Source organism: Actinocatenispora sera (assembly GCF_018324685.1).
Lineage (GTDB): Bacteria > Actinomycetota > Actinomycetes > Mycobacteriales > Micromonosporaceae > Actinocatenispora > Actinocatenispora sera.
Genome location: NZ_AP023354.1, coordinates 4,958,223 through 4,973,283, shown reverse-complemented (window position 1 = coordinate 4,973,283; position 15,061 = coordinate 4,958,223). Strand labels below are relative to the sequence as shown.

The 15,061-nt window shown below is 74.1% G+C and carries 10 protein-coding genes; 6 read left to right on the top strand and 4 right to left on the bottom strand.

Features of this window, described 5'->3' with window-relative positions; translation table 11 throughout:
* Positions 1-33: 33 nt before the first annotated feature.
* Entirely contained in the window at positions 34-3,114 is a 3,081-nt protein-coding gene (locus Asera_RS23640; RefSeq protein ID WP_157034940.1) for a hypothetical protein, read from the bottom strand.
* Between the two features lie 148 nt (positions 3,115-3,262).
* On the opposite strand from Asera_RS23640, the gene Asera_RS23635 reads away from it, so the two are divergent.
* The 4 genes from Asera_RS23635 to Asera_RS23620 all read left to right on the top strand — a co-directional run bounded on the left by Asera_RS23635 (position 3,263) and on the right by Asera_RS23620 (position 9,334).
* Entirely contained in the window at positions 3,263-6,415 is a 3,153-nt protein-coding gene (locus Asera_RS23635; protein WP_030447393.1) for an alpha-mannosidase, read from the top strand.
* Positions 6,416-6,727: 312 nt separating this feature from the next.
* Positions 6,728-7,858, top strand: coding sequence for an MFS transporter (locus tag Asera_RS23630; protein WP_084131960.1), 1,131 nt, complete (start codon positions 6,728-6,730; stop codon positions 7,856-7,858).
* A gap of 46 nt (positions 7,859-7,904) precedes the next feature.
* On the top strand, positions 7,905-8,507 hold the full coding sequence (locus tag Asera_RS23625; RefSeq protein ID WP_030447391.1) for a cyclodeaminase/cyclohydrolase family protein: 603 nt from the start codon (positions 7,905-7,907) through the stop codon (positions 8,505-8,507).
* Positions 8,504-9,334: a bifunctional 5,10-methylenetetrahydrofolate dehydrogenase/5,10-methenyltetrahydrofolate cyclohydrolase gene (locus Asera_RS23620; protein ID WP_244844000.1), complete on the top strand. Its 831-nt coding sequence runs from the start codon at positions 8,504-8,506 to the stop codon at positions 9,332-9,334. Before Asera_RS23625 ends, Asera_RS23620 begins: the two co-directional genes overlap by 4 nt.
* Before the next feature lie 102 nt (positions 9,335-9,436).
* Here Asera_RS23620 and Asera_RS23615 read toward each other — a convergent pair whose 3' ends face one another.
* Positions 9,437-11,275 (bottom strand): chloride channel protein, encoded by a 1,839-nt coding sequence (locus tag Asera_RS23615; protein WP_035297349.1) that lies wholly within the window; start codon positions 11,273-11,275, stop codon positions 9,437-9,439.
* 200 nt (positions 11,276-11,475) lie between these two features.
* Between Asera_RS23615 and Asera_RS23610 the strand changes: the two genes are divergently transcribed.
* Positions 11,476-12,411, top strand: a complete 936-nt coding sequence (locus Asera_RS23610) for a DMT family transporter (protein ID WP_030447388.1) — start codon at positions 11,476-11,478, stop codon at positions 12,409-12,411.
* Positions 12,412-12,521: 110 nt separating this feature from the next.
* The gene (locus Asera_RS23605) at positions 12,522-13,145 is read left to right on the top strand and encodes a DUF1707 SHOCT-like domain-containing protein (RefSeq protein ID WP_051802511.1); all 624 of its coding nucleotides are present in this window, start codon (positions 12,522-12,524) and stop codon (positions 13,143-13,145) included.
* A gap of 43 nt (positions 13,146-13,188) precedes the next feature.
* Here the strand turns inward: Asera_RS23605 and Asera_RS23600 are convergent, their stop codons facing one another.
* Both Asera_RS23600 and Asera_RS23595 read right to left on the bottom strand, forming a co-directional pair.
* Positions 13,189-14,076, bottom strand: coding sequence for a universal stress protein (locus Asera_RS23600; RefSeq protein WP_030447386.1), 888 nt, complete (start codon positions 14,074-14,076; stop codon positions 13,189-13,191).
* Positions 14,077-14,181: 105 nt separating this feature from the next.
* Positions 14,182-14,937 (bottom strand): PadR family transcriptional regulator, encoded by a 756-nt coding sequence (locus tag Asera_RS23595; protein WP_084131956.1) that lies wholly within the window; start codon positions 14,935-14,937, stop codon positions 14,182-14,184.
* Positions 14,938-15,061 lie beyond the last annotated feature (124 nt).

Below are 15,061 nucleotides of genomic sequence, written 5' to 3'. Positions count from 1 at the left end.
GCGGATCGGTCAGGCTCGCGGGTGCCGGTTCGGTCAGGCCCGGGCCGGCGGAGCGATCGCGGTGGCCGGTCGGCGGTAACGAACGAGTAGCAGGCCGCCGGCCACGGCCAGCACCGCGCCCGCGGCGGCGACCGCGGTCGGCAGCGCCGCCGGGACGCCCAGGTAGACGGTGAGGCCGAGGATCCGGGACAACCCCCACGGCAGCAGGTTCAGCTGGTCGTTCCACCAGGTCGCCACGGTCTCCAGGCCGATCGCGGCGACCAGCGCGCCGAACATCGCGAGTGGCGTACCGGCGGCGAGCAGCACGGCACCGACCGCGCGGCGCCGGCGCAGGCGGTACCCGGCCCGCAGTGCCCCGAAGCTCGCCACGAACAGCCAGCCGAACGCGGCTACCGCGAGGACCACGTAGGCGTCGCGCCGACCGGGCAGGGTCCAGAAGTCGAACCAGTACCGGCCGGGGCCGCGCACCGACAGCACCGCGAGCAGCAGCGCCGAACGCAGCAGCGCCACCCCGCCCAGCGCGGCCCACAGCCGGAAGCCGCCACGGCGGCCGAGCAGCGCGCGCAGCACCGCCGCGTACAGCAACCAGGCGCCGAGCGTGCCGGCCAGGTGTACCGGCGAGGCGAACCAGCTGTACGCGGCCCGGCTGAGTACCAGCACGCCGGCCGGGAGCGCCCAGACTCCGATCCGGTCGGTCCGCGACCGCGGCGGATCGAGGTCGGCCAGCCGCCACGGCCGGGTCGCGCCGAGCCACAGCGCGCGCAGCGCGATGCCGCCGGGGCGGCGGAGGCGGCCCCAGTCGCCGGGGCGGCGGAGGCGGCCCCAGGCACCGGCGGCGAGCGCCAGCAGCGTGCCGATCAACAGTGCCCGGGACAGCCAGGCCATCCCGACGTCCCGGTCGGCGCGGTCCAGCCCGATGTCGGCGGCGGTGAAGTTGTACGCCGGCAGCGCCCGCGAGTCGCAGTAGCGGGCCTGGTGCTGCGCGCGGTGTTTCGTGAAGTCGCGCCGCGCCGCGTGCCAGGCGTCGTACGCCGGGCGCGAGCCGGTGTCCAGCCACTGCGCATGCCGCAACACCAGTGCGCGGTAGTCGGCCAGGGCGCGCAGCAGGCTCTGCTCGTAGTCCAGCGCGGCGAGGAAACGGCTGCGCAGCGCGGGATCGACCCAGCCGGCCGGCTCGGTGCCGGCGACCATCGCGCGCATCCGCCGCACCACCCGTACCGCGGTCCGCCCCTGCGCGATCGCGGCGTCCAGGTGGTCCCGGGAGATCTGGTAGATCGTGTCGAAGGTGGCCGAGTCGCCCGAGACGATGTCCCACTCGAAGATCCACATCATCGGCGGCGGGTGCAGGCCGAGCGCGGTGACCGACTGGTCGGCGTACGGGCCGATGTAGAGGCCGTCGGTGATCGCGGTGCGCGACAGCGCGAACGCCGCCGAGATCGCCCGTACCGCGGCCGGATCGGTGGCGAGCGTCTGGCGCACCCAGTCCGCCCGGGCCTGCGACAGGTCGTCCTCGGGCCGCCAGGCGAGCCGCGCGGCGAGGTAGACGTTGAGGTCCCACAGCTGCCAGAACCCGTGCCGCAGGTACATGTCGCGCGGGCCGGCGTAGAGCGGGCCGCCCTCCTGCGACCAGTCCCAGATCCCCTCGATGTGCGGGTTGGCGGCGAGCAGCCGGCGCAGCGCCGTCTGGTCCAGCGCGCCGAGGTCGTCGGGCAGCGCACCGAGCCCCTCGAACTCGCGCCGGGACTGGATCTCGACGATGCGCCGCTGGTCGCCGACCGCGAGCGTGCGGTTCAGCGCGAGGTGGCTGTAGAAGTCGCCGGCGCTGTACTTGGTCGACACGATCAGGTGGCGGTCGTGGATGCCGCCGAGCACCTGCTGGTAGGACGTTGGGTTGGTGTGCAGGTCGCCGACCGGACCGACGCCGACGGTCCAGGACCGGAAGATGACGTCCTTGCCGGCCGCGGCGGCCGGCGCGAGGACTGCGCGCAGCATGCTGCGTACCGCCGCGGCGGTGGTGACCACCAGCGCGGACGAGTAGTCCGAGCCCGGTACGTCGTAGTCGCTGCCGCCCTCACCGACCCGGATCATCATGCCGGCGAGATACGGCAGGTTGCCGAACAGCTCGGCGACCCCGGCCCGGTACACCGACCACAGCGCCGGCGAGCCGACGTCGAGCCCGCCGACCCGCCGCTCCAGGTACCGCACCAGCGGCGGGTCGGTGGCGAGCATGTCGGTGGACAGGTAGACCTTCATCCCCATGTCGTGCGCGTACTTCCAGACCGGTCCGAAGGTACGCACCATCGCCCGGGCCCGCGCCGGGTGCGGATCGCCGGCCGGGTAGACGCCGAGCCGGTCGAATGTGACGTACTCCAGGAAGCCGTCCACCACCACGGCGTTGTAGCCCTGCGCCAGCGACCGGTCCACGAACGCCCGGAACTGGCCGGCGATCCGCGCCGCGGCCGTCGGATCCACCCACGGCGCGGCCGGCAGCATCGCCGGTGCGGTGCGCCCGGTACCCAGCGAGTAGTCGTCGCCGGCCGCGAACCGGGCGGCGTCGTCGTCGAGCCCGACGGCGCCGGCGTCGGTCAGCCGCAGGCCCAGCCGCGGACGCTGGAGCGTACCCTGCTCGGCGGCGGGCACCAGCGTGCGGGCCGACCGGACCCGGTCGGCCAGGGTGTACAGCCCGGCCCGCGCGCCGGCTGCGGTCCCCGCGGTGACGCCGATCCGGCTGCCGGAGCGCCGCAACCGGAACGCCTCGCCGGTCAGCCCGGACCGGTGGTCGATCCGGGCGACGATCGCGTCGGTCGCCGCCGTGCCGGTGCCGACCGTCGGGCGGCGCAGCCCGCGACCCGCGTACGCCTCGGCGAGCGCGGTCGCCGCGAGCCGCAGCGACCTCTCGGCGGGTACGGCGATCGTCGAGACGGGCGGCGCCGGTACGTCGGGGCGTGCGGCGGCGACGCCGGTGTGCTCCGCCGGTACCCGCACCGGGTGGTGGCTCTGCCCAAGGAACGCGTTCAGCGAGGCGGCGACGAGAGCACCCAGTGCGACGAGGACGACGAGCACCGCAACCAGCGTCACGGGCCGTGGCCGCGCCGTCGGGGGAGGGCTGGGCACGGGCACATTCTGGCACGAACGACGCAGCGTGTGGTTCCGGCGTGACGAGATGATCGGACCCTGGCGCCACCGGCCGCGGGTGACATAGCGTGGCGCGGAATGCCCGATGACAACGATGACCTCTGAGAGCGTGTGGGGGATCTGAGCAGTGCATGACGATCGTGTCCTGGTCGAGGCGCGCCTCGACCGGGCGATGAACCAGTGGATCCGGCCGGCGATCTACACCGCCACCGCGCCGCTGACCGTCGAGGTCTGGCACGTGCCGGACGTACCCGGCCCGGACGGCACCCCGATCGCCGCGGACCCGGTGAACGTGCGCGAGGCGCTCGCCGCGGAGTACGCGCCGATGCCGGTCGGTACCGCCTGGGGTCGCCCGTGGTCGACCAGCTGGCTGCGGGTACGCGGCGAGGTACCGGCGTCGTTCGCCGGCGAGCGGGTGGAGGCGGTGTTCGACCTGGGCTTCAGCGGCGGGCCGGGCTTCTCCGCCGAGGCGATGGCCTACGACACCGCCGGGGTGCCGATCAAGGCGCTGCATCCGCTGAACCGGTACGTGCCGGTCGCCCGGCCGGCGGCCGGCGGCGAGCGGGTCGACCTGCTGCTGGAGGCGGCGGCGAACCCGCAGGTCTCGATGGGCATCGAGCAGACCCTGCTCGGCGACAAGTACACCGCCGGCGATGCGCCGCTCTACCAGCTGCGGTCGGCCGACGTGGCGGTGCTGAACGAGACGGTGTTCGCGCTGGTCGCCGACGTGGACGTGCTGGCGGAGCTGATGCACGAGCTGAGCGTGGGCGATCCGCGCCGGCACGAGATCCTGCGCGCGCTGGAGCGGATGCTCGACACGCTCGACCTGCACGACGTGCCCGGTACCGCCGCGGCGGGCCGCGCCGAGCTGGCCGAGGTGCTGTCCCGGCCCGCCAACGCCTCGGCGCACCGGATCTCGGCGGCCGGTCACGCGCACATCGACTCGGCCTGGCTGTGGCCGCTGCGCGAGACGGTGCGCAAGTCCTCCCGGACGTTCGCGAATGTCACCGCGCTCGCCGCGGAGTACCCGGAGCTGGTGTTCGCCGCCTCGCAGGCACAGCAGTACGCGTGGGTGAAGAAGGCGCAGCCGGCGGTCTGGGAGCGGATCAAGAAGGCGGTCGCGGCCGGCAACTGGGCGCCGGTCGGGTCGATGTGGGTGGAGTCGGACGCGAACCTGCCCGGCGGGGAGGCGCTGGTCCGCCAGATCACCCAGGGCAAGCGGTTCTTCGCGCAGGAGCTGGGCGTCGACACCCGCGGCATCTGGCTGCCCGACTCGTTCGGCTACACCGCGGCGTTCCCGCAGATCGCCCGGCTGGCCGGGCTGGAGTGGTTCCTGACCCAGAAGATCTCCTGGAACCAGGTCAACAAGATGCCGCACCACACGTTCTGGTGGGAGGGCATCGACGGGACGCGGATCTTCACCCACTTCCCGCCGGCCGACACGTACAACGGGACGTTCTCCGGCGAGGAGCTGGCGCGCGCGGTGCGCAACTACGCGGAGAAGGGTGCCGGCACGATCTCGCTGCTGCCGTTCGGGCACGGCGACGGCGGCGGCGGCCCCACCCGCGAGATGCTCGAGCGCGCCCGCCGGCTGCGGGACCTGGAGGGCTCGCCGAAGGTCACCATCGAGCACCCGGACGAGTTCTTCGCCGCCGCGCGCGCGGAGTACCCGGACGCGCCCGTGTGGTCCGGCGAGATGTACCTGGAGCTGCACCGCGGCACGTTCACCTCGCAGGCGAAGACCAAGCAGGGCAACCGGTTCAGCGAGCACCTGCTGCGCACCGCGGAGCTGTGGGCGGCCACCGCGGCGGTGCACGCCGGCGCCGACTACCCGTACCAGGAACTCGACGAGCTGTGGCAGACGGTGCTGCTGCACCAGTTCCACGACATCCTGCCGGGCAGCTCGATCGCCTGGGTGCACCGCGAGGCGCGGGAGACCTACGCGAAGATTCGGGAGCAGCTGACCGGCATCATCGACTCGGCCACCCATGCGGTGGGCGGCGGCGACGGCGGGCTGCGGGTGTTCAACGCCGCGCCGACCGACCGCACCGAGGTCACCGCCGTACCGGCGGATCTGGCCGCGGCGAGCGGGCTCGCGGCGGAAGCCGCGCAGAAGCTGTCCGACGGCAGCGTCGCCGCGTTCGCCACCGTACCGGCGCTGGGCGTCGGCACGCTCGACCCGGACCTGCCGGCCGACGGCGCCGTGACACCGTCCACCGTGGACGGTCTGGTGCTGGACAACGGGCTGCTGCGGGTCACGCTCGACGAGCGCGGCCTGGTCACCTCGGTGTACGACCACGCGCACGGCCGCGAGGTGCTCGCCCCCGGCAGCTACGGCAACCTGCTGCAGCTGCACCCCGACCACCCGAACAAGTGGGACGCCTGGGACCTGGACAAGCACTACCTGCACCGGCACACCGACCTGACCGACGCGGAGTCGGTCGAGGTGGTCGAGCACGGCCCGCTGGTGTCCGCGATCCGGGTGGTACGCCGGTTCGGGGAGTCCACCGCGACCCAGACGCTGGTGCTCGCCGCGGGCAGCCGCCGGCTGGACGTGCGGACCGAGATCGACTGGCGCGAGTCGGAGAAGGTGCTCAAGGCCGCGTTCCCGATCGACGTGCATGCCGAGCGGGAGTCCGCCGAGATCCAGTTCGGCCACGTGCACCGGCCCACCCACACGAACACGTCGTGGGACGCGGCCCGGTTCGAGGTGTACGCGCACCGCTGGATCCACGTGGGCGAGCCCGGCTACGGCGTCGCGCTGGTGACCGACTCGACCTATGGCCACGACGTGCACCGTGCCACCCGGGAGACCGGCGGCACCACCACGACCGTACGGTTGTCGCTGCTGCGCGCGCCGCACAGCCCCGACCCGCACACCGACATCGACACCCACACGTTCAGCTACGCGCTGGTGGCGGGGGCCGAGATCGGCGACGCGGTGGCCCAGGGGTACGCGCTGAACCTGCCGCTGCGGGTCGCGGCGGCGAACGCCACGCCGGACCCGCTGGTACGGCTGGACAACCCGGCGGTGGCGGTGGAGGCGGTCAAGCTTGCCGACGACGGCTCCGGCGACGTGATCGTCCGGGCGTACGAGTCGTGCGGCGGCCGCGCGCAGACCACGCTGCGCCCCGGCTTCGCCGCGGCCGGCGTGACCGAGGTGGACCTGCTGGAACGTCCACTCGCCGACGGTGGCACGGACCTGCTCGACACCGACGGGGCCGTGCACCTGGCGTTCCGCCCGTTCCAGATCCGTACCCTGCGGCTGCGCCGCGGCTGACCTCGGCCCGGGATGCGTTGCCCGGTAACGCATCCCGGACCGGCTCAGCCGGTAACGCATCCCGAACCGGCTCAGCCGGTAACGATCCCGGCCGGACTCCGCCGGCGCGTGCCGGCTGCGTCTGGCCCGGCGTGCCGGGGTGGCCGGCGGTGCTGCCCTGGTGGGTGCCGGCCCGGCGGCGGCGGACTGTGGCTGCGGTCGCACCGGGGTGTGGCGGATGCGGCCGGTGGGCGCCACGGCGGCGATGATCGACCGGTACCCCGCGCGGTCATCGGCCGCGCGGTTCGACGGCGTGAGGGGGGCAGGGCGCAGATGCGGCGGGATCGGCTCGGCGCGTCCGGCGTGTTCGCCGTGCACGGCGCGGTCACCGGTACCTTCGCCACCCGGGTGCCGTGGCTCGCCGACCACGTCGGTGTCGGCACCGGCCAGCTCGGCCTGGCGCTGCTGTTCCCGGCCATCGGCGCGATCGCGGCGATGTCGTTCACCGGACGGTTGTTGCACCGCTACGACGGTCGGCTGGTCACCCGGATCCTGCTCGGCTGCTGGTGCGCGGCGCTGATCCTGCCGGCGCTCGCGCCGAACCTGCCGCTGCTGTGCGCGGCGCTGCTGGTCTACGGCGCGGCGTCCGGGATGGCCGATGTGGCGATGAACGCCGAGGCGGTCGCGGTCGAGCAGGCCGTCGGCCGGTCGATCATGTCCGGGCTGCACGGACTGTGGAGCATCGGCGGCCTCGCGGCGTCCGGGGTCGGTGTGGTGGCCGCGAGCCTGGATGTGGACGGCCGGCTGCACTTCGCGATCATGGCGGCGATCCTGCTGGTCCTGGGCCAGTTCGCGGCCCGGCTGCTGCCACCGGTGCGGCCCCGGCCGGGCGCGGTGGAGCCGCCCGCGTTCGCGCTTCCCCCGCGGCCGGTGCTGCTGATCGGTCTGCTCGGCTTCTGCGCGGTGTTCGGCGAGGGCGCCGGCTCGGACTGGGCCGCGAAGTACCTCACCGACATCGCCCACGCGCCACAGGGCATCGCGGCCGGGGCGTACACCGGGTTCGCGTTCGCGATGGCGGCCGGTCGACTGGTCGGCGACGGCGTGGTCAACCGCCTGGGCGTGGTCGGCGCGGTACGGCTGGGCGGCATCCTCGCCGCCGCCGGCGCCGTGCTCGTCGCGGTCTCCCGCCAGGCGGTACCGGGCATCCTCGGCTTCGCGCTGCTCGGCGTCGGCGTGTCGGTGGTGGTACCGCTGGCGTTCACCGCCGCCGGTGCGGCCACCACCCATCCCGGGCACGCGATCGCCGGCGTCGCGACCATCTCGTACGGCGCCGGGTTCGCCGCGCCGGCGGTGATCGGCGGCATCGCCGGCGCCACGTCGCTGTCGGTCTCGTTCGTGGTGGTGGCGGTGCTGACCGGACTGATCGCGGTCGGCGCGGGGCGCTTCGCACCCCGCCGGCGCTGACCTCTTCCGCACCCCCGGCGCCCGCTCGGCACGTAGGCTCGGCGGCATGCAGAGTGTCGACCACTGGCTCGCCGAACTGGGGTCCGCGGCGCCCGCACCGGGCGGTGGCGCGGCCGCGGCGATGACCGCGGCGATCGCCGCCGGCCTGGTGGAGATGGTGGCCCACCTGACCACCGGCCGCGCCAGGTACGCGCAGTACGAGCCGGACACCGCCCGGATCCTGGTCCGCGCCGGGCAGTTGCGGGCCGAGGCGGTCGGGCTGATCGAGCGGGATGCGAGCGCCTTTCGCGAACTGATGGCCACCTACGGGATCGACAAGGCCGACCCTGGACGGGCCGCGGCGATCCGGGCGGCGACGGTGGCGGCCGCCGAGCCGCCACTCGCGATCGCGGCGCTCGCCGCCGAGGTCGCCGAGTTGGCCGCGGAGCTGCCCGGCCGGTCGAACCGGACCGTGCTGTCCGACGTCGCCGTCGCGGCAAGCACGGCCGCCGCGGCGATCGAGTCCGCCGCGATCAACGTCGAGATCAACCTGTCCGCGCTGCCCGAGCCGGACCGGGCACCCCTCGCCACCGAGCTCGCCGCGGCGACCGACCACCTCGGCCCGGCCCGCGAGCTCGCCGCCCGGCTGCGCGCGGAGCTGTCCTCGTGACCGCGCGGATGATCGACGGGCGCGCGATCGCCGCCGCGCTGCGCGCCGAGCTGGCCGACCGGGTCGCCGCCGCGCCGGTACGGCCGTGCCTGGCCATCGTCGTGCCGACACCGGACGAGGGCACCGCCTGGTACGTGCGGCAGCTGTCCCGCACCGCCGACCGGCTCGGCATCGAGTGCCGGGTGGTCGGCCCGCCGGTCGGCGCCGACGAGCTCGTCGCCCGGCTCGCCGAGCTGTCCGCGGACGACACGGTGCACGGGGTGCTGTGCCAGACGCCGATGCCGGCCGGGATCACCGCGGTGCAGGCCGGCAGCGCGATCGACGTGGCGAAGGACGTCGACGGCGCCAATCCGCGTTCGGCCGGGCTGCTCGCCGCCGGCGCGACCGCCTACCCGCCGGCGACCGCCGCCGCGGTGCTGCACCTGCTGCGTGCCGAGGGCGTCGAGTTGGCCGGCCGCGACGCGGTCGTGGTCGGCCGCTCGACGGTGGTCGGCAAGCCGGCGGCGACGCTGCTGCTCGCCGAGCAGGCCACCGTGACGGTCTGCCACTCCCGTACCCGCGACCTCGCCGAGCACACCCGGCGGGCCGACGTCCTGGTCGCGGCGGTCGGCCGGGCCGGGTTGCTCGGCGCCGAACACGTCGCGCCCGGCGCCGTCGTGATCGACGTGGGTACCAACCCGACCGCGGATGGCGGCCTGGTCGGCGACGTGCGTACCGACGAGGTTGCCGAGGTCGCCGCCGCCATCACGCCGGTCCCGGGCGGCGTCGGCCCCGTCACCACCGCCACCCTGCTGTCCCACGTCGTCCGCGCCGCCACCCCAAGTTGATCAAGGGATTGCGGCACGGCTTCCTGGGACGACGGGGCCGAACCCCTTGATCAACGCGGGCGGTCGCCTGATCGACGCAGCACCGTCCGGTGCGCGGTCGGGTCAGCCAGCCACCGGTTCGGCCGGGGCGGTGCGGCGGCGGGGGAGGCGCAGGATGCGTTCGCTGTGCTGGTCCTCGCGCACGTCGACCAGCCGGGCCCGCAGCAGCTGGCCGACGGACACGACGCCGAGCAGCCGGCTCGCGTCGGTGCGGTCGACCACCGGGATGCGGGTGACGCCGGAGGTGGCGAGCCGGTTCGCGACCTCGCGCAGCGTCTCGTCCGGCAGCGCCACCACCGGGTCGGCGACCATGATGTCGCGGACCGTGCCGGACTGCGGCGGGTTGAGCGCCGCGTCCAGCAGGTCCCGCCGGGTCGCGACACCGACCAGCCGGTCCTCGGTGTCCAGCACCGGGTACAGCCGCTGCCGGTGCTGCCGGTCGCGTACCTGCACGTGCTCGGGAGACAGGAAGGTCGCGGTGACCGCGGCCAGCGGGCTGTCCGCCCGCAGCGTCACGACCTCGCTGCTCATCACCTCGCGGATGAACATGATCTCCAGCGGATCGATCGAGTACTCCCGGGTCAGGTGATGACCGCGGCGGGCGATCTTCTCGGTCAGCACCGAGCGCTTCAGCACCAGCGCGGACAGCCCGTACCCGGCGGTGGCCGCGATCGCGAGCGGCAGCAGCGCCGACCACTCGTGCGTCAGTTCCAGCGAGAACACGACCCCGGTCAGCGGCGAGCGCATCACCCCGCCCACCACGGCGGCCAGCCCGACCAGTGCCCAGAAGCCCGGCCCGACCTGCGGGAACACCCGCGCCTCGAGGGCACCCAGGGCGCCGCCGATCATGAACACCGGCGCCAGCACGCCGCCGGAGGTACCCGAGCCCAGCGACAGCCCCCAGATCAGCGTCTTGACCACCAGGATGCCGACGATCAGGCTCAGCCCGGCGTGCCCGGTGAGCAGGTCGCGGATCACGTCGTACCCGACGCCCAGGGCGCGCGGCTGGATCAGGCCACCGATGCCGATCAGCAGCCCGCCGATCGCCGGCCACCACATCCAGTGCACCGGCAGCTTCGCGAACAGGTCCTCCGCCAGGTACACCAGGTTGGTGGCGAGCACCGCGAGCACCCCGCCGACGCAGCCGGCGACCACGCACAGCAGGTACACGCCCGGGTCCAGGTGCAGGTGCACCGCCGGTACGCCGAAGATCGGCGCCGAGCCGAGCAGCCCGTAGCGGGTCACGGTGGCGGTCGCGACGCCGGTGGCCACCGGCAGGAAGCTGCGTGGCCGCCACTCGAACAGCAGCAGCTCGACCGCGAGCAGCACCGCCGCGAGCGGCGCGTTGAAGGTGGCGGCCATGCCGCCGGCGGCGCCGGCGACCAGCAGGATCTTGCGCTCGTCGGCGGTCAGCTTCAGGTGCTGGGCGAGCACCGAGCCGACCGCGCCGCCGGTCATGATGATCGGCCCCTCGGCGCCGAACGGGCCGCCGGAGCCGATCGAGATCGCCGCCGACAGCGGCTTCAGGATCGCCACCCGCGGCTGCACCCGGCTGCCGCCGGTCAGGATCGACTCGATCGCCTCCGGCATCCCGTGGCCGCGGATCTTCTCCGACCCGAACCGCGCCAGCAGCCCCACGATCAGCCCGCCGAGTACCGGCACACCGAGGATCACCAGCCGGTGCGGCGAATCGGGCGCGGTGAGCGCGGTGTCCACCCGGAAGTGGAAGAACAGGTTCGTGGCCAGCCCGATCAGCCGCAGCAGCGCGAAGGCCACCACCGCGCTCACCGCGCCGATGACCACCGCCAGGCCGACCAGCAGCAGGACCCGGCGACCGACGGTGAAGTCGCCGAGATGGTTGGCCCGGGTGGCGGTGGTGTGCTCGGGGCGGGGTGCGGCCATGCGGGATCCTTGCCGGTCGAGGGGAGGGGTTCACCCGACTGTATTGGTCTGGTTTGCGGTCGTCGGCGGCGGCGTGCGCCGCTGTGACCTGGTCGTCTGCGCCCGCACCGGCCGTGCGGCGGCTCACCGCACCGGGTGATGATGGGCGGATGGTCACGGCCGGCTCGCGGCCGGCACCGGCGACAGGACATGATCGAGCGATGACCGGAGCAGCCCGTACCCGGGACCTGACCTGGCTGGTGGCACTGTCGTCGGCGCTGTGGGGCACCGACGCGCTGCTGCGCAAGCCGCTGACCACCCAGCTGCCCACGCCGCTGATCGTCGTACTGGAACACGCGGTGTGCGTGGCGATCCTGTCGCCCCTGCTGCCGCGGGCCTGGCGCGGGTGGCGGGGGTTGTCCGGCCGGCAGCGGCTCGCCATGATCGGCGTCGGTGCCGGCGCCTCGGCGCTGGCGACCACGCTGTTCACCCTGGCGTTCACCAAGGGCGACGCGATCACCCCGCTGGTACTGCAGAAGCTGCAGCCGCTGTTCGCGATCGGGCTGGCCGGGCTGCTGCTCGGCGAGCGGCTGCATCGCCGGTACCTGCTGTTCGTGGTGCCGGCGCTCGCCGGCGCCTGGCTGCTGACCTTCCCGGACCCGCTGCACGTCGGGCTGGCGAGCGCCGAGGCGGCCCTGCTCGCGGTCGGTGCCGCCGCGCTGTGGGCCGGCGGTACGGTGCTGGGCCGGCTGGTGTCCGCCGACCTGGACCCGACCACCCTGACCGTGCTGCGGTTCGCGATCGGGCTGCCCACCGCGGTGCTGATCGCGCTCGCGACCGGTACCTCGTGGCGGGTCGCGCCGGCGGACTGGCCGGCGGTGGTCGCGCTGGCGCTGATCCCGGGCCTGCTCGCGCTGATGCTCTACTACCGCGGGTTGCGGCGCACCGCGGCGTCGCGCGCCACGCTGGCCGAGCTGGCGTTCCCGGCGACGGCGGCGCTGGTCGGGGTGTTCGCGCTGGGGGAGAAGTTCGCGCTGACCCAGTGGCTCGGCGTGGCGCTGGTGGCGGCCGCGGTGACCGCGCTGGGCGTGCACGAGCGGTCCGCGTCCGGCCCGGCCGTGGTCCCCGGCCGGCTCGCCACCTCCGAGGTGGCCTGAACCGGACGCGGAAGCGCCGGCGGCTCGGGGTCATCCCTGAGGGACGGATCGGGGACAGCTGGGTACCGCGCCTGATGCCGGAACCCGGCTCGGCGACGAGCATGGGGGGCATGGCACTGCAGACTCCGGCGGCGCCGCGGCCCGCCGACGCCGAACTCACCTCGGCCGGTGGGCCGGGCGGGGGCGTTCAACCGACCGACGACGAGCGGGACGCGCTGGTGGGGCGGCTGCGGGAGGCGGTCGGCGCCGGGCGGCTGGATCTGGCCGAGTTCGACCGGCGGGCCGCGGCCGCCTACGCGGCGACCAGTCGGTCCCAGTTCGCCGCGCTGACCGCGGACCTGGCGCCGGCACCGCCGCGTCCACCGCGCTGGAACGGTCCGGCCACCGAGGTGCTGGTGCGGTTCGGTCCGCTCGCCGTCACCGCCGACACGGTGCGTACCCCGGGCGGAAGCTTCCCGCTGTCCGGTTCGGTGTGGCGCAGCTACGACTACTGGCAGACGCGCCGGGTGATCCCGACCGCGGCGGTGGTGGCCGCGGTACTCGGCTTCTTCGTGGTGCCGTTCGTGTCGCTGCTGTTCCTGCTGGTCCGGCAGGACCAGACGACCGGCGTGGTGCAGGTCTGCGGCACCGACGGCAGCCGGCAGCACGTGGTGGACCTGCCGGTGCGCAGCGCTGCGGACGCGTACGCCATCCACCGGCAGGTCCAGTACGTTCAGCTGCTCGCCGACCGCTAGGGTCTGTTTCGGAGTCCCGCGTGCCGGCTGCGGCGGCCGGGCTTCACTCCTCGGTGGCGCGGTCCTTGATGATCGCGACCGGGCAGTTCGCGTTGTGCAGCACCGACTGGCTGACCGAGCCCAGCAGCAGTCCCTTGAAGCCGCCACGCCCGCGCGAGCCGACCACGATCAACTGGGCGTCCGCCGCGGCCTCCAGCAGCACCTGCGCCGCGCTGCCCAGCGACACCTGCCGGCGTACCCGCACGTCCGGGTAGCGCTCCTGGTAGCCGGCCAGGCTCTCGGCCAGCGCCCGGTCCTGGTCGGCGCCGAACTGGTCCACGTCGACCTGCATCGGCACCAGGTCGAGCCCGGCCGGTACCTGCCAGGCGCTGACCGCGATCAGCTCGGCGTTGCGGAACGACGCCGCCTCGAACGCGAACGCGACCGCCGACTCGGACAGTTCCGAGCCGTCCACGCCGACCACGACGGGTCCGGTGCCGGCGCCGTCGCCGCGCGGCGGTACCACCACGACCGGGCTCGCCGCGTGCGCCGCGACCTGCACGCTGACCGACCCGACCAGCAGCCCGCGGAAGCCGCCGTACCCGCGGCTGCCGAGCACCACCAGCCCGGCGCGCTGCGACTCGTCGATCAGCGCCTCGGCCGGTACGCCCTCGATGACGGTGCCACTGACCACCAGCTCGGCACCGGCCGCCTTGCGGGCCCGGTCCGCGGCCTCGCCGACCATCCGCTCGAAGCCGGGGCGCAACTCGGACTCGGTCGGCAGGCTCTCCGGCGCGACCGAGGCGGCCAGCGACGGGAACGGGAACACGTAGATCAACCGCAGTGGGAGCTTGCGTTCGGCGGCGAACCGCGCCGCCCAGTCGATCGCCGCGCCGCCCGCCGGCGACCCGTCGACGCCCACCACGACCGGGCCGTCCGGGATCTGTGTCATCTGCGCTCTCCTCACCACAACAGCCGGACCCGGCCGGGTCCGGCTGTTGTCATGATCGCGTGGCGCGGTGGCCAGCGTCCTGTTTTTGACCGCGGAAGTGATCCGTCAGTCGTTCTGGGCCTCCTCGGCCGGTCCGCTGTCGGCCGGCTCGTCCGACTCGTCCTCGGCGAGGATCCGGTACAGCTGGCGGCGGGTGTCGGCCATCAGCTTGGTGGCCGCCGCGACCTGCTGCCGGTTGCCGGCGCTGACCACCTGGCCGAAGGCCTGCATCACCTGCCGGCCGGTATCGGCCAGCGCGAGCCAGCTCTCGTCTACTCCTTCGGCCGCCGAGCGCCACACCCCGTCGATCTCGTCGCGGTGCTCCTCGACGTACTCCCGGCCCTGCTCGGTCACGGTGAACACCCGCTTGCCGGCGCCGGGCTGCGGCTCGATGAGCCCCTCGTCCTCCAACTGCTGGAGGGCGGGGTAGACCGCGCCCGGGCTGGCGCGCCAGGCGCCCTCGCTGCGGGTCGCGATCTCGCGCATCAGCTGGTAGCCGTGCATCGGCTGCTCGGCGAGCAGCCCCAGCGCGGCCAGCCGGATGTCACCGCGAGCCGCGCGGGAGCCGCGCCGGCCGCCGCGGTGACCGCCGGGGCCGAACGGAAAGCCCGGCCCGAAGCCGCCGAAGCCGGGGCCGAAGCCCGGCCCTCCGCCGCGCCAGCCCCGGTGGTACGCGCGCCGCTCGGCGCCGCCGTGTCCGCGGCCTCCGCGGCCGTGGCTGTGGCCGCCGTCGTGGTGGTGCTCGGACTCGGCGAAGCGGGCGAAGCCGCGGCCGAGGGCGCTGCGCAGATGTGCTGCTCGTGGGTCCATGGCGTATTCCATGATCCTTCTCCTTTGTATTCTCAGCTCTATCACGTGTCTTCGAAGATATATCGTTAGCACTCTTCTGGCAAGACCTTCGCTGTGACGGTTGACACTGACACAATGACAGTGTCATGGTTCTTGT

What these genes read in the sequence shown, in the direction of transcription:
- Asera_RS23630 (WP_084131960.1), top strand. Translation starts at nt 6,728, where the DNA reads ATGCGGCGGGATCGGCTCGGCGCGTCCGGCGTGTTCGCCGTGCACGGC.
- Asera_RS23625 (WP_030447391.1), top strand. Translation starts at nt 7,905, where the DNA reads ATGCAGAGTGTCGACCACTGGCTCGCCGAACTGGGGTCCGCGGCGCCC.
- Asera_RS23615 (WP_035297349.1), bottom strand. Translation starts at nt 11,275, where the DNA reads ATGGCCGCACCCCGCCCCGAGCACACCACCGCCACCCGGGCCAACCAT.
- Asera_RS23610 (WP_030447388.1), top strand. Translation starts at nt 11,476, where the DNA reads ATGACCGGAGCAGCCCGTACCCGGGACCTGACCTGGCTGGTGGCACTG.
- Asera_RS23605 (WP_051802511.1), top strand. Translation starts at nt 12,522, where the DNA reads ATGGCACTGCAGACTCCGGCGGCGCCGCGGCCCGCCGACGCCGAACTC.
- Asera_RS23600 (WP_030447386.1), bottom strand. Translation starts at nt 14,076, where the DNA reads ATGACACAGATCCCGGACGGCCCGGTCGTGGTGGGCGTCGACGGGTCG.
- Asera_RS23595 (WP_084131956.1), bottom strand. Translation starts at nt 14,937, where the DNA reads ATGGAATACGCCATGGACCCACGAGCAGCACATCTGCGCAGCGCCCTC.